Source organism: Streptomyces sp. NPDC048584 (genome assembly GCF_043199595.1).
In the GTDB taxonomy this organism is placed as follows: Bacteria; Actinomycetota; Actinomycetes; order Streptomycetales; family Streptomycetaceae; genus Streptomyces; species Streptomyces edwardsiae.
Genome location: NZ_JBICWF010000002.1, coordinates 721,251 through 735,009 on the forward strand (window position 1 = coordinate 721,251; position 13,759 = coordinate 735,009).

General features: G+C 72.0%; 14 protein-coding genes and 2 pseudogenes. 9 read left to right on the forward strand and 7 right to left on the reverse strand.

Annotated elements, in window-relative coordinates; all coding sequences use genetic code 11:
* Positions 1-47 precede the first annotated feature (47 nt).
* Together ACGFR9_RS07625 and ACGFR9_RS07630 are read right to left on the reverse strand one after the other, a co-directional pair.
* Entirely contained in the window at positions 48-689 is a 642-nt protein-coding gene (locus ACGFR9_RS07625) for a response regulator (protein WP_393203876.1), read from the reverse strand.
* Positions 686-1,879 (reverse strand): sensor histidine kinase, encoded by a 1,194-nt coding sequence (locus ACGFR9_RS07630; protein WP_393203878.1) that lies wholly within the window; start codon positions 1,877-1,879, stop codon positions 686-688. Before ACGFR9_RS07630 ends, ACGFR9_RS07625 begins: the two co-directional genes overlap by 4 nt.
* A gap of 152 nt (positions 1,880-2,031) precedes the next feature.
* On the opposite strand from ACGFR9_RS07630, the gene ACGFR9_RS07635 reads away from it, so the two are divergent.
* Positions 2,032-2,616: a hypothetical protein gene (locus tag ACGFR9_RS07635; RefSeq protein WP_393203880.1), complete on the forward strand. Its 585-nt coding sequence runs from the start codon at positions 2,032-2,034 to the stop codon at positions 2,614-2,616.
* A complete protein-coding gene (locus ACGFR9_RS07640) occupies positions 2,613-2,735 on the forward strand; it encodes a hypothetical protein (RefSeq protein WP_393203882.1) in 123 nt (40 codons plus the stop codon). Before ACGFR9_RS07635 ends, ACGFR9_RS07640 begins: the two co-directional genes overlap by 4 nt.
* Positions 2,736-2,796: 61 nt before the next feature.
* Here ACGFR9_RS07640 and ACGFR9_RS07645 read toward each other — a convergent pair whose 3' ends face one another.
* Positions 2,797-3,369, reverse strand: a complete 573-nt coding sequence (locus ACGFR9_RS07645; protein WP_030223841.1) for a cob(I)yrinic acid a,c-diamide adenosyltransferase — start codon at positions 3,367-3,369, stop codon at positions 2,797-2,799.
* 13 nt (positions 3,370-3,382) lie between these two features.
* A pseudogene (locus tag ACGFR9_RS07650) lies at positions 3,383-3,580 on the reverse strand (ABC transporter permease); the annotation flags it as partial.
* Between the two features lie 179 nt (positions 3,581-3,759).
* Between ACGFR9_RS07650 and ACGFR9_RS07655 the strand changes: the two are divergent.
* Together ACGFR9_RS07655 and ACGFR9_RS07660 are read left to right on the forward strand one after the other, a co-directional pair.
* Entirely contained in the window at positions 3,760-4,959 is a 1,200-nt protein-coding gene (locus ACGFR9_RS07655; protein WP_393203884.1) for an RNA-guided endonuclease InsQ/TnpB family protein, read from the forward strand.
* 32 nt (positions 4,960-4,991) lie between these two features.
* Positions 4,992-5,291: pseudogene (locus ACGFR9_RS07660) on the forward strand (TetR/AcrR family transcriptional regulator); the annotation flags it as partial.
* A 299-nt stretch (positions 5,292-5,590) separates the two neighbouring features.
* Here the strand turns inward: ACGFR9_RS07660 and ACGFR9_RS07665 are convergent.
* A complete protein-coding gene (locus ACGFR9_RS07665) occupies positions 5,591-6,250 on the reverse strand; it encodes a 1,4-alpha-glucan branching protein (RefSeq protein ID WP_393203886.1) in 660 nt (219 codons plus the stop codon).
* Positions 6,251-6,499: 249 nt separating this feature from the next.
* Between ACGFR9_RS07665 and ACGFR9_RS07670 the strand changes: the two genes are divergently transcribed.
* The 3 genes from ACGFR9_RS07670 (at position 6,500) to ACGFR9_RS07680 (ending at position 10,633) form a co-directional block, all read left to right on the forward strand.
* Positions 6,500-7,348 (forward strand): 3-hydroxyacyl-CoA dehydrogenase family protein, encoded by an 849-nt coding sequence (locus tag ACGFR9_RS07670; RefSeq protein WP_393203888.1) that lies wholly within the window; start codon positions 6,500-6,502, stop codon positions 7,346-7,348.
* Positions 7,349-7,506: 158 nt separating this feature from the next.
* Positions 7,507-7,830, forward strand: coding sequence for an STAS domain-containing protein (locus tag ACGFR9_RS07675; RefSeq protein ID WP_030223853.1), 324 nt, complete (start codon positions 7,507-7,509; stop codon positions 7,828-7,830).
* Positions 7,831-8,092: 262 nt separating this feature from the next.
* On the forward strand, positions 8,093-10,633 hold the full coding sequence (locus ACGFR9_RS07680) for an ATP-binding protein (RefSeq protein ID WP_393203890.1): 2,541 nt from the start codon (positions 8,093-8,095) through the stop codon (positions 10,631-10,633).
* A gap of 66 nt (positions 10,634-10,699) precedes the next feature.
* On the opposite strand, the gene nucS is transcribed toward ACGFR9_RS07680, so the two are convergent.
* Complete coding sequence (gene nucS / locus ACGFR9_RS07685) at positions 10,700-11,371, reverse strand: endonuclease NucS (protein WP_030223856.1); 672 nt, start codon at positions 11,369-11,371, stop codon at positions 10,700-10,702.
* A 300-nt stretch (positions 11,372-11,671) separates the two neighbouring features.
* On the opposite strand from nucS, the gene ACGFR9_RS07690 reads away from it, so the two are divergent.
* Complete coding sequence (locus ACGFR9_RS07690) at positions 11,672-12,064, forward strand: SCO5389 family protein (protein ID WP_393203892.1); 393 nt, start codon at positions 11,672-11,674, stop codon at positions 12,062-12,064.
* An 88-nt stretch (positions 12,065-12,152) separates the two neighbouring features.
* Here ACGFR9_RS07690 and ACGFR9_RS07695 read toward each other — a convergent pair whose 3' ends face one another.
* Complete coding sequence (locus ACGFR9_RS07695) at positions 12,153-13,181, reverse strand: LLM class flavin-dependent oxidoreductase (protein WP_393203894.1); 1,029 nt, start codon at positions 13,179-13,181, stop codon at positions 12,153-12,155.
* Between the two features lie 244 nt (positions 13,182-13,425).
* Between ACGFR9_RS07695 and ACGFR9_RS07700 the strand changes: the two genes are divergently transcribed.
* Entirely contained in the window at positions 13,426-13,758 is a 333-nt protein-coding gene (locus ACGFR9_RS07700) for an ATP/GTP-binding protein (RefSeq protein ID WP_393203896.1), read from the forward strand.
* The last annotated feature ends 1 nt before the right edge of the window (position 13,759 follow it).

The following is a 13,759-nucleotide window of genomic DNA, read 5'->3' on the forward strand; positions in this document are numbered from 1 at the left end:
TCTGGACCACCGGTCAATAGGTCTGGACCACCACTCCGCTACGGGGTTCAGATCCCCAATTCCTGCGCCAGTACCGCCGCTTGCACCCGGCTGCGCAGCTCCAGCTTGGCCAGCAGTCGGCTGACGTGCGTCTTCACCGTGGCCTCGGCCATCTGGAGGCGTGCCGCGATGCCGGCGTTGGACAGCCCCTCGCCGAGACAGGACAGCACCTCGCGCTCGCGCCGGGTGAGGGAGTCGAGCACCGCCGGATCGGCCGTCTCCCGGCGGGCCGGCTTCGCCGCGAACTCGGCGATCAGCCGCCGTGTGACGGCCGGGGCGACCACGCCCTCCCCGCGCGCCACGGTGCGTACCGCCTCGATGAGGTCCTTGGCTTCGGTGTTCTTCAGCAGGAATCCGGCCGCTCCGGCCCGCAGTGCCCCGAACACATACTCGTCGAGGTCGAAGGTGGTCAGCACCAGCACATCGGCGAGCCCTTCCCCGACCACCTGCCGGGTCGCCGACACCCCGTCCAGACGTGGCATCTGTACGTCCATCAGCACCAGGTCGGGGCGGAGCTCACGGGCCAGCGCCACCGCCCGCTCACCGTCGCCCGCCTCGCCGACCACCGCGATGTCGGGGGCGCTGCGCAGGATCAGGACCAGACCGGCCCGGACGGCGGACTGGTCCTCGGCGACCAGGACGCGGATCATTCCATCTCTCCTTGGGCGATGTCGGTGACGGGGAGCAGCGCGCGTACCACCCACAGCCTGCCGTCCGCGCCGCTCTCCGGCCCCGCCTCGAACGTGCCGTCCAGCAGGGCCACCCGCTCCCGCATGCCGACGAGTCCGGCACCGGACCCCGGGGCGCGCGGGGTGTCCCGGCCGCCGTACGCACTGGTCACCCGGATGCCGAGGCCGTCGTCGTGCCGCCGCAGCCACACCGTGACCGGTCCCGGGGCGGCGTGCTTCAGCGCGTTGGTCAGCGACTCCTGCACGATCCTGTACGCGGCCAGTTCGACCGGTGCGGGGACCGAGTCGTAGGCGGCGTCCAGGCCGGCGTCGAGGCCATTGGCGCGGGCGCCCTCGACCAGGGCGCCGAGGCCGTCGAGGGTGGGGGTCGCGGCCGGTTCGCGGTCGTCCGCGCCGTCGCGCAGGATGCCGATGAGCCGTCGCATCTCGGACAGTCCCTGGACGCTGTTCTCCCGGATCACGGCGAGGGCGTCGAGGGAGGTCCTCTCGTCCTTGAGGGAGAGCGCGGCCGTGGAGTGGATGGCGATCGCGGAGAGGTGGTTGGCCACCATGTCGTGCAACTCCCGCGCCATCCGGGCGCGTTCCGCCGTCACCGCCTGGACGCGGTCCATCTCCGCGAGCAGCGCGGTCTGTTCGGCGCGCAGCCGGGCCGACTCGGCGGCGTCACGGTGGTTGCGCACGATGAGGCCGGTCGACGCGGGCGTGAACGTCACGGCGCCCATGACGACACCGATCAGCAGCGCCTCGGGCTCCCGCAGCACGGCGAACGGCACCAGCGTCGCGGCGATCGACAGCATCCCGGTGATCCAGGGCAGCCGGCGGGCCGTGGTGGGGGTGCCGTACAGGACGGCGGCGTACATCAGGTCGGTGTACATCACGATCGTGGCGATGCTGCCCTGGGTCATCAGATCCGCGGCCAGCGCGAGCGTGCCGATGGCGAGTCCGGTGCGCGGCGCGGTGCGGCGCAGCAGCTCGCAGCCGGCCATCACGGCGAGCGGCACGAGGAGCGGCCAGCGGCCGTCGAGGAGGACCTGTGCGTTGCCCGCCGTCCGCAGGCCCAGCCCGAACGCCCACAGCACCAGCCCGCCGGCGAGTCCGGCGAGCGAGACCCCCACGTCGAAGCGGGGCGGGCGGGGTGGTCGTACGGCCATGGCACCATCCAACACGCTGCGCGCACCCGCCGCCTGATCCCCGCGGACGGTCCCGGACTGCATCTTTCGATGTACCGACGGTTCATCGGCTGCGACGACGAAACGGGGTGTTCCGCACGGGAGCCTGACAGGGTGACCGAAGGGAGCGAACCGTGATCGTCGCCTTGATCGCCGCCTGTGAGATCGGCTTCTGGGTGCTGCTGGCCGCCGGACTGGCCTGCCGCTATCTGCTGAGGATGCCGCGCACCGGGCTCGCACTGCTGCTGTGCGAGCCGCTGCTGGAGGTCGTCCTGCTGGTCGCCACCGCCCTGGACCTGAAGAACGGCGCCGAACCCAACTGGACCCACGGCCTCGCCGCGCTCTACATCGGCTACACGGTGGGCCACGGCCACCGCACTGTGCAGTGGCTCGACGGCCACGCCGCCCACCGGCTGGCCGGCGCGCCCAGGCCGCAGGGACCGCCGCGTTACGGCATGCCCCGCGCCCGGCACGAGACCAGGGTGTGGCTGGGCACGCTCATCGGCGCCGCCGTGGCGACCGCGCTGCTCCAGCTCGCCATCCGGTACGTCGGCGACCCGGACCGCGTCACCTCCCTGGAAGCCTGGCGCTACACCGCCTGGCGCGCGGCCGGCATCCACGGCCTGGTGGCCCTGGCCTACTGGATCTGGCCGAAGAAGGCCCCGGCGACCGGGGCCCCGGCCGAGCCGGATCTCGGCAAGGAGCGTGCCGGCCGATGACGAGGACGTCCGGGAACCTCCTCGCGGGGCCCGCCACGGCCGCGGCGGGCCTGGCGCTGTCGCCGTTCGCCGCGGGAGTGGACGTGCCGGTGCTCATGCCCGCAGCGTGGGCGTCGTGATGATGCGCGCCGGCGCCGCGGAGAGCGCGCTCGCCCTCTGCCGGGCCGCGCGCCGGCCGGCCTAGCGCTCCCCGCCCGGCACCCACAGCACGTCTCCGGTCTCCTTGTTCGCGATGCGGGCCAGGATGAACAGGAGGTCGGAGAGGCGGTTGAGATAGGTGGCGGTGAGGGGGTTCATCGAGTCACCGTGGGCCTCCAGCGCCGCCCAGGTGGAGCGCTCGGCCCGGCGGACCACCGTGCACGCCTGGTGCAGCAGGGCCGCGCCGGGTGTACCGCCGGGGAGGATGAAGGAGCGGAGCTTCTCCAGCCGCTCGTTGAAGGTGTCGCAGTCCGCCTCCAGCCGGTCGACGTAGAACTGCTCCACCCGCAGCGGCGGGTACTCGGGGTTCTCCACCACCGGCGTCGACAGATCGGCGCCCACGTCGAACAGGTCGTTCTGCACCCGGGTGAGGACCTGGACGACCTCGTCCTCCAGCCCGCCCAGCGCGATCGCGGTACCGATCACCGCGTTCGCCTCGTTGGCGTCGGCGTAGGCGGAGATCCGCAGATCGGTCTTGGCGACCCGGGACATGTCACCGAGGTTCGTGGTGCCCTTGTCGCCGGTCCGGGTGTAGATACGCGTCAGGTTGACCATGGGGCCAGCCTAGTTACGCTCCGGCCGTCCGGAAGACCCGTGTGCCCACTGTCACGGCGAGGATCGTGAGGGCGACGGCGACGATCGCGCCGTACAGCATGTGGGCCGTCGCGTAGGAGCCGACGTACGCGTCCCGCACCGCGTCGACCAGATAGCGGAACGGCATCAGGTGGGACAGGACGTCCAGCCACGCCGGGCCCAGGGTCATCGGGGTTCTCCTTCGTGGATACCCCCGGCTTCAGCCGGGGGTGGGGGTACCTCCCGCTTGCGGGGGAGAAACGGATCTCCTGCGGAGCGGGGCGGGGAATGCCGGTTTGCTGCCAGGGCGGACCGGCGTCCGCCCCCGACTGCCCGCACTCCTTCACAAACTGATGGAGTAGTATGTGAGCTGTGAAGACCTCCCACGTGAAGCGGGCGTTCAAGTACCGCTTCTGTCCGACAGATGCGCAGGCAGCGGAGCTGTCCCGCACGTTCGGGTGTGTGCGGAAGGTCTACAACCTTGCCCTCGCCGCGCGCACGGAGGCGTGGGCGCGGCAGGAGCGGGTGAACTACAACGCCACCTCCGCGATGCTGACGGCCTGGAAGAAGACCGGGGAGCTCGCGTACCTCAATGACGTCTCCTCCGTCCCGCTGCAACAGGCGCTGCGGCACCTGCAGACGGCGTTCACGAACTTCTTCGGCAAGCGGGCGAAGTACCCGCGTTTCAAGTCGCGGAAGAAGTCGCGGAAGTCGGCGGAGTACACCACCAGCGCGTTCCGGTTCAGGGACGGGAAGCTGACCCTGGCGAAGATGGCCGAGCCGCTGGACATCGTGTGGTCGCGTCCCCTTCCGGAGGGTGCGTCGCCGTCCACGGTGACCGTGTCCCAGGATCCGGCGGGACGCTGGTTCGTGTCCCTGCTGTGCGAGGACCCGACGGTTCAGCCGCTCCCCGTCACCCGTGCGGCCGTCGGTATCGACGTCGGGCTCGATCACCTTCTGACCCTCTCGACCGGGGAGAAGATCGCCAACCCCCGCCACGAGCGCCGCGACCGCGCCCGCCTCGCCAGGGCGCAGCGGCAGCTTGCCCGCAAGACCAGGGGTGACGGAGCGAACCGGGCAAAGGCGCGCCGGAAGGCTGCCAGGGTCTACGCCCGTATCACCGATCGCAGGCGTGACCACCTGCACAAGCTCACCACTCGGCTCGTGCGTGAAAACCAAACGCTCGTGATCGAGGACCTCACCGTCCGGAACATGGTGAAGAACCGGAGCCTGGCCCGCGCCATCAGTGACGCGGCGTGGTCGGAGTTCCGGAGCATGCTGGAGTACAAGGCCCAGTGGTACGGCCGCGAAGTGATCGCGGTCGACCGGTGGTTTCCCTCCTCCAGGCTGTGCTCGGCCTGCGGCACCTTGCGGGGCGGGATGCCACTGAACGTCCGCACCTGGACGTGCGACAGCTGTGGTACGGCCCACGACCGGGACGTGAACGCGGCGAAGAACATTCTGGCCGTCGGGCTGACGGCATCGGTCTGTGGAGCCGGTGTAAGACCTCAACGGAGCACTCCGGGCGGGCAGTCGGCGATGAAGCAGAAACCCCCACGGCGCGAGCCGTAGGACTCCCCCTCCTTCAGGAGGGGGAGGAAGTCAAGCGGGTCATCCACGACTCCCCGCAGCTGCGGTCCCGGCTGTGGAGTGTGCAGCAGGAGGTCCAGGACAACCTGGAGGCGGTGCTCAGGGAGGAGACGGGCGCCGTCCCCGAGGATCCCCTGCCGGGGCTGGTGGCGGGTCAGATCTGCTGGATCCACGGCACCGTGTTCGCCGCGATCGGCCGCGAGATGCTCAAGGGCCGCGCACCGGCCGAGGTCTCGCGCGAGATGCTCGTCCTGGTCGACGACATCGAGGAACTGCTCAGCGACCGGGTGCTCCGTTACGCGGTGCGCGGCTGAAGCGGCCTGCCGCCCCGGCGGCCGGGGCGCGCCAACACGGTCCGGGGCACCGGCCCTCGACACCGTCCCCCGGGGGTAGGCGGTGCCTGTGAGCGCTGCTTTCCGAACCGGCGGGTGGGGCGTGAGGGTCTTCGGCACTGTCTTGCCCGGGAGTAGGCGGTGCCTGTGCGCCCCGCCTTCCGTATCGGCGGGCGGGGCGCACCGGCCCTCGGCACCGTCCCGCCCAGGGGTCGCACCGCTCGGGCCGTGTGCGCGACGAGGTCCCGGCGCCGCCCGCGCCGCGGCCTGCCGTACGCCCCCTACACCGGCGGAGTGGTGTGCAGCACGCACAACAGACCCCGCGCGCGGGTGCCGTCGGGCAGCTCCCACACCCCGGCCACATGCCCCGCCGCCCCCGGCTCCGGCAGCGGCACGCCGTCCGGGGCCGGACGCAGCGTGCGCAGGACCCGCAGCGCCGTGCCGTCCGGTGCCGACAGCTCGGTGTGCTCCGGGGTGTCCACGGCGGTGAGGTCCGCCGGGACCGTGAGCTCACCGGCGCAGGCCCGTGTGACCTCCTTGTCGGGCGTGTCGCTGACGCTCTGCGCCTGAGCCTCGGCCCGGCCCTCGACCAGCGCCGCCAACTCGACGACGGCCACCGGGTCGTGACAGCCGTCGTAGACCCAGCGCCGGCCCAGCACCCCGTGCTCCGAGGTGCCGATGAGGGCGTGCTCCGCGCCGTCGAGCGGAGCGCCCCGGTAGGTGACCGGCACCAGGTAGGCCTCCGGCTGCGGGCCGGACTCATCGGTGACGATCATGAACTCGACGCCGACCTCGCCCTTCGGGTCGTCGAGTCGGAAACCGCCGGCCCTGGACAGCCGCGGCCCCCGCGCGTCCCCGTGGTACCAGGGCCGCGACGGCAGCCAAGAGGCCAGCAGTTCCAGCTTGGTGGGTTCCATGGTGGTGCGGTGGATCACGGCCATCGGTCGGTTCTCCTCTGATCGGGCGGTCACCGGCCCTCCTACCCTGGCATTCGCGGGGGCCCGCAACCCTCCGCTTCCGCAAGGCGGGTGGGCGCGGCGCACCCGACCGGCGCCGCAGTACGCGGGACGTGACGGGAGTCTCACTCCGTGAGACGTGAAACGCGTTACTAAGTCAGTCACAGAAACCCTGACGCCCGCTAATGTCCGCCCGTAGAGAACAACGACAGCGCGTATCAGGGGAGTCGCACAGTGGCACGCAAGCTCGCCGTCATCGGAGCCGGTCTCATGGGGTCCGGCATCGCCCAGGTCTCCGCTCAGGCGGGCTGGGACGTCGTCCTGCGGGACGTCACCGACGAGGCGCTCACGCGCGGCACCGACGGCATCAAGGCGTCGTACGACAGGTTCGTGAGCAAGGGCCGGCTGGAGGCGCACGACGCCGACGCCGCCCTCGCCCGGATCACCCCGACCACCGACCTGGACGCCTGCGCCGACGCGGACGTCGTGGTCGAGGCCGTGTTCGAGAAGCTCGAGGTCAAGCACGACATCTTCCGCGCCCTCGACAAGATCGTGCGGGACGACGCCGTACTCGCCTCCAACACCTCCGCCATCCCGATCACCAAGATCGCGGCCGTGACGGAGCGCCCGGAGCGGGTCGTCGGCGCGCACTTCTTCTCGCCGGTCCCGATGATGCAGCTGTGCGAACTGGTCCGCGGCTACAAGACCAGCGACGAAACCCTCGCCAGGGCTCGGGAGTTCGCCGAGTCCGTCGGCAAGACCTGCATCGTCGTCAACCGCGATGTCGCCGGTTTCGTCACCACCCGTCTCATCAGCGCCCTCGTCGTCGAGGCCGCCAAGCTGTACGAGTCGGGCGTGGCGAGCGCCGAGGACATCGACCTCGCCTGCAAGCTGGGCTTCGGCCACGCGATGGGACCGCTGGCCACCGCCGACCTCACGGGCGTGGACATCCTGCTGCACGCCACGTCCAACATCTACACCGAGTCCCAGGACGAGAAGTTCGCCGCTCCCGAGCTGATGCGCCGGATGGTTGACGCCGGTGACATCGGCCGCAAGAGCGGGCAGGGCTTCTACAAGCACTGACACCGCACCCCCACCCCGGCACGCATCACACGCCGGGGTGAATTCGGTATCGGTTCGCTTACAGGCAGCAACCTCTGCCGTCACCACGCCGTCAGAGGTTGCACCACCGGCCATGAGAAGACACCGCGGAGCACGACACGCATATCGGGGAGACACATATGTACATCAGGGGCGACCACGCCGAGCTGGTCGTCGGGGGCCGCCTCGACGTCCGCAGCGCGGCGGACGCCCGTACGGTCCTGCACTCGGCCGTCGACGACGGAGCCGGCGACCTGGTGCTGGACCTGTCCGATCTGGACTCCTGGGACGCCACCGGACTGGGCGTGATCATGGGAGCCCACCGACGGGCCGGCCGCTGCGGCCGGCGCCTGGTACTGCGGGACGTACCGCCGCAGATGCAGCGCCTGTTGGTGGCCACCCGGCTGCACCGGATCCTGGCGATCGAGGGGGGCATCGGGGTGGACACACTGCCCCGCGTATGAGCCCGTACGGGATACGCCGGACCGCCGGCGAAACCCGGGCCGACCTCGGCGAACCGAGCGACGCGCGCACAATCCTCACGAGAACGTGACCTCTCGGGCCGCCCGGTACCCCGGACTGTCGTAGATACTGACCGAAGGTTTAGGGTTCGGCTGCCTGCTGCCCTGCAAACCCTGAGCGGGCCCGGACCGGATGCGACAGCGCGGTGTGCGACGAGGCCGGGAGGGGCTTCCACCACACGACGCTTTTGGGGGGCTAGGACCTATGGACCCGAACAGCACGGGACCCGGGGAGTACGGCCACGAAGGTGATGGCGCCGCACCGCGCCAGCGTCCGCCCCGGGAATCCCTCACCTCCGACTTCGGACAGCACGCGCCCGCGCTCGTCCGCACGGTGCAGCTCGTCTCCGGCGACTTCCTGCTGACCGTCAACCCCGTCGACGGCAGCGAGATCGAACCCTGCCCGCCCGCCGAACGGCCGGCCCGCCCCGAGAAGCGGACCGAGACCGAGCGCGCCGAGGTGGAACAGGCCGCCAGGCCGCCCGTCCCGCCGGGCCCCGCCCCGGCCACGCTGCCGTTGCTGGCCCGCCAGGACGAGCGCGAGAAACTGGTCCGGCTGCTCGCCCGCGGCCGCTCCGTACGCCTCACCGGCCCCGCGGGCTCCGGCCGCACCCGGCTCCTCGACATCGTCGCCGAGGACTGCGCGGACCTCGCCCCCGACGGCGTCGTCCGCCTCGACGGCCTGCGCCGCACCGCCGACGACCTGCTCCACGACCTCTTCTACGCGGTCTACGACGCCCCCCGGCACCGCCCCGAGCGGGACGAGATCGTCGCCCTCGTCGGTGCGATCGGCGCCGTCGTCGTCCTCGACGACCTGGAGTTCGGCGGCACCGCCCTCGACGAGCTGCTCGACGCCACCCCCGAGTGCGCGTTCCTGCTCGCCGCCACCCCGGATGTGCCCGAGCCGTCCGCCGACGCCGGCATCGAGGAGGTCGCCCTCCCCGGCCTCGCCCGCGCCGACAGCCTCGACCTGCTCGAACACGCCGTGGGCCGGAGCCTCACCGAGGACGAGTCCAACTGGGCCGGCGACCTCTGGTTCGAGTCCGAGGGCCTGCCGCTGCGCTTCGTCCAGGCCGGTGCCCTGCTGCGGCAGCGCGACCGGCTGCGGGCCGGCGCCGGGGCCGTCGACGAACTCGGCGTCTTCGAGGACGTACGGCCCGACGAGTCGGTCTACGACCCCGAGGACGGCGAGGAGGTGCCGCTGCCCTCGCTCGGCGAGGCCGCCGCCCCCGCCCCGCTGCTCGCCGCCCGGCTCAGCGCCTCCGCCCGCGCCACCCTGCGGTTCGCCGTCGCCCTCGGCGGCGAGGTGCCCCACCAGGCGCATCTGCCCGCCCTGGTGGGCGACACCCACGCCGACGCCGCACTCGGTGAACTGGCCGCCTGCGGACTGGTCTCCGCCGTCGGTACCCGCTACCGGCTGGCCGCCGGGGTGCCGGCCCAACTGGAGGCCGCCGGGTACGCCGACGACGCCGACGAGCAGGCCCGCGGGGCCGCCCAGCACTACGCCTGGTGGACCGGGCACCCCTCGGTCACCCCGGAACGCGTCTGCGCCGAGGCCGACGCCGTACTCGCCGCGCTCACCCTGCTGTCGCCGCTCACCACCGCCGGCGCCGAGGGCGAGGAGAGCACGGCCGTCAAGCTGGCCCGCTCCGCCGCGCCCGCGTTCGCCGCCGGTCTGCGCTGGAGCGCCTGGGAGCGGGTACTGCGGGCCGGCGCGGAGGCCGCACGGCTCGCCGGGGACGTGGGCGAACAGGCCTACTTCCACCACGAACTCGGCATCCACGCGCTGTGCGCCGGCCGGCTCGACCGGGCGCGCGCCGAACTGGAGGCGTCCATCGGGCTGCGCGGCGCCCTCGCCGACAAGCGCGGCACCGTCGCCGGCCGCCGTGCGCTCGCCCTTGTCGCCGACCGCTCCGGAATGCCGCTCGCGCTGATGGCGACGGCCGCGGACGAGCTGCCCGAGGAGCGGTTCGAGGAGCCCGCCGCACCGCCGCGCGCGGTGCCGACGGCGTTCCCGGACCTGCAGCCGCCTGCCGACACCGGCATGCTCGTCAGCCGTACGATGCCGGTCGCGTACACGCCGTCGTCGTCCCCCTCGTCGTCCTCGGCCAAGGCGGGCGGCGGTCTCAAGGGGCTGGCAAAGCGCAACCTGGTCGCGGCCGGCGCGGGCGCGCTGCTCGTCGCCGTGCTGGGCACGGTGGTCACCCTGGGCGCCACGTCGGAGAACGACGCCGGCACCCCGTCCGAGAACGTGGGAGTCAACCCGTCCGCCGGCCAGGGCGTCGACGACGGCGGCCTCGACGCCGACCCCGCGGCCGGGGACGAGGGCGACACCGGTGAGGCCACCAGCCGGCCGACCGACCCGGGCCCGGACGGCACCGTGGGCACGTCCGACGACCCGACGCCCACGGCCGGTGAGTCGGGGGAGCCGTCGGACGGGCCGAGCGGCACGAAGAAGCCGGATGCGCCGACGAAGTCGCCGACGAAGAAGCCCACCAACACCGGTGCGCCCTCGTCCCCGGACCCGACCGACGACCCGACGGACGATCCGACGGACGACCCGACCGACGACCCGTCGACACCGACCGGGGATCCCACGACGCCGACGGACGATCCCACCACCCCGGAGCAGCCGCCCACCAACTCCGCGAGCGACTCCGCCCCGGCCTCCCCCGTGGAGTCCAGCGCGAGCGCCCCGGCGAGCGCCGGCACCGGCACCCCCGACGACCCGGAGCAGATCATCTGACCCCCGCGCACGTCGGAGGGCCGGGTCCCGAAAGGAACCCGGCCCTCGTCGTCGTACCGGCGGAACTCAGAACAGCCGCAGCTTGTCGTCCTCGATGCCGCGCATCGCGTCGTAGTCGAGGACCTGGCAGCCGATGCCCCGGTCGGTCGCGAGGACCCGGGCCTGCGGCTTGATCTCCTGCGCGGCGAAGACGCCCCGCACGGGGGCGAGATGGGGATCGCGGTTCAGCAGTTCCAGGTAGCGCGTGAGCTGTTCCACGCCGTCGATCTCACCGCGCCGCTTGATCTCCACCGCGACGGTCCGCCCCTCGGCGTCCCGGCACAGGATGTCGACCGGACCGATCGCGGTCATGTACTCGCGGCGGATGAGGGTGTAGCCCTCGCCGAGGGTCTCGATGCGGTCGGCGAGCAGCTCCTGGAGGTGCGCTTCCACGCCGTCCTTGATCAGGCCCGGGTCGACGCCCAGTTCGTGCGAGGAGTCGTGGAGAACCTCCTCCATCGTGATGATGAGTTTCTCGCCCGCCTTGTTGACGACGGTCCAGACGCCCTCCTCGTCGCCCGAGCCCTCCTTCAGCGTGCAGGGCGGCGACATCCAGTTCAGGGGCTTGTAGGCCCGGTCGTCGGCATGGATCGAGACGCTGCCGTCCGCCTTGACCAGGATGAGACGGGGTGCCGACGGCAGGTGCGCGGTGAGCCGACCGGCGTAGTCCACGGAGCAGCGGGCAATGACGAGACGCATGGTCGGCAACGCTACTCGACCGGCGGGGGTCGACGCGATCCGCCCTCCGACGGCCGTCGCACCCGCCCCGCCGGCCTCTCGGGACACGTCCTGAATCTCCTGGAAAACGCGTGTTCGGCGATGGCCGGATACCTGCCCACAGGAAGTCCCGCATCCGGGCATTCGCCTGGTGCCGTCACCGTCCGTTGCTTACGGTATTGAACGGGAGGTCGCGAACTGTGTACGCAGCGTGTCCAATATCGCGCACTCCCTATATCTGTCAGGCAACCCCTGATCGTTGGGGGTGCGAGAGGAGAACCCATGTCGCTCGACGTCTCACCGGCCCTACTCGAACAGGCCGAGCGAGGCGAGGTCGACGAAGCGGAATTCGTCGACTGCGTCCGGACCTCCCTGCCCTTCGCGTGGGAGATGATCAGCTCCCTGGTGGCCCAGCTGAAGGTGGACGGCGGAGACTTCGCCGACAACCAGACGCCCCCGCCGGACGAGCAGGCACGCGGACAGCTGCTGCGTGCGCTCGCGAGTGACGCGATACGCGGCGCGCTGCAACGGCACTTCGGTGTGCGGCTGGCCTTCCAGAACTGCCACCGGGTGGCGGTGTTCCCGCTCGACCCCACGGTCGACGAGAGGCACGCCCGCTTCACCTCGGTGCGCGCTCAGATACTCAACCAGTCGCCGGAACTTCGCGACTGCTGACGCGCTCCATCGTTCGCTTGCCGCTCCGCACGCGGGAGGTGCGTCGAAGTACCGGGGCGGCAAGCCTGTCGTTCGGCCCCCGGCTCGCTCAGCCGAGTTGGGGGAGCACCTCGGTCCCGAGGCGCCGTACGTTCTCCTCCGTCGCCGCCAGATCGCCCGAACCCTCGACGAGCAGGGCGAAGCGGGAGATGCCGGTCCGCTCGCTGGTCGCGGCGAGCCGGTCGGCGCACAGCCGCGGCGGGCCCACCGGGTGCAGCCCGCAGAGGAGTTCGGTGTACGCCAGCGGATCGCGCATCCGGCGCTGCCGCCCGTCCACCGTGACATGCGCCTCCAGGCCCTGCCGCAGCCAGCCGGGCATCGCCTTGGTCAGGGTCTCCGCCGCGTCCGTGCGCCGGTCCGCGATCTGGCAGACACCGGCGGAGACATGGGCCGCGCGGTGGATCTCCCGCGCCGGGCGCGCGCACGCGCGCGCGTGCCGCTTCCACAGGGAGACCATCTCGGCCTTCTCCTCGTCCCCGATGTGCATGCCGAGCAGCATCGGCAGTCCGCGCTCCGCGGCCAGCCGTACGCTCGCCGGGGAGGTGCAGGCGACCACGACCTCCGGGCCCTCGGCCTCGTCCAGGGCCTCCGAGGGGCGGGGGACGACGGGCACCTCGCGGAACCGGAACCGCTCGCCGGAGGCCCCGACGGACGGTTCCCGCAGCCAGCGCACCAGCAGATCGAGTGATTCCGGGAACCCCCTCTCGTACGCCTCCAGACCGGCTCCGAACACCTCCAGATCGACCCAGGGCCCGCCGCGGCCGAGGCCCAGCGTGAAACGGCCGCCGCTGGTGATGTGCAGCAGCGCGGCCTGCTCGCCGAGGGCGACGGGGTGGACGGTGGGCAGCACGCTCACCGCCGTACCGACGCGCAGCCGGCGGGTGCGGCCGAGCAGCAGGGCGGCCAGGGTGACGGCGGACGGGCAGGTGCCGTACGGCACGAAGTGGTGCTCGGCCAGCCAGACCGTGTCGAGCCCCGCCTCCTCGGCGACCTCGGCCGAGCGGACCGCGCGGTGCAGCGCCTCCCCCTCGCCCTGCCCGGGGAACCGGGCGGCCAACACGAAACTTCCAACGCGCATTGCTCTTTCCTGCTTCCTTGGCTCCGACGCGGAGCTCCCCCGCAGGGCATAACCGCCCGACACGTGCCGAGGACACGGCCGGGCGGGGGATTTTGCGGATTGTCTGCAGAATGGCCGCTCGGGGGGTGCGGGCCGCGCCGCCACGGAGGGGACTTGTGTCGATTGGTTCCGTACGCGTACCCCCGCGCGCGCCGCGTAGGCTGGACGCGGCCCCAGCATCCTGTAGAGCCCCGTGAGGTGTCCCGTGTCCCCGCGTCGCAACCGAGCCAAGGGAGCCGGTTCGTCCGGCCGGAGCGCCGAGGACGACCGTTCCGGCCGTTACGGCGGCTGGCAGTCGACGGAGAGCTGGCAGGGCGACGAGTGGAACGTGCGGCACGTCGCGGGGGCCAGCGCCCAGGGCAAGGCCTACCGCTGCCCCGGCTGCGACCAGTTGATCCCGGACGGGGTGCCGCATGTGGTGGCCTGGCCGGAGCACTCGGGCGTCGACGAGCGCCGGCACTGGCACAAGGCGTGCTGGAACGCGAAGGACCGCCGCACCACGCGGGTGCAGCGGTCCCGTAACGCGCCGAAGTTCTGAA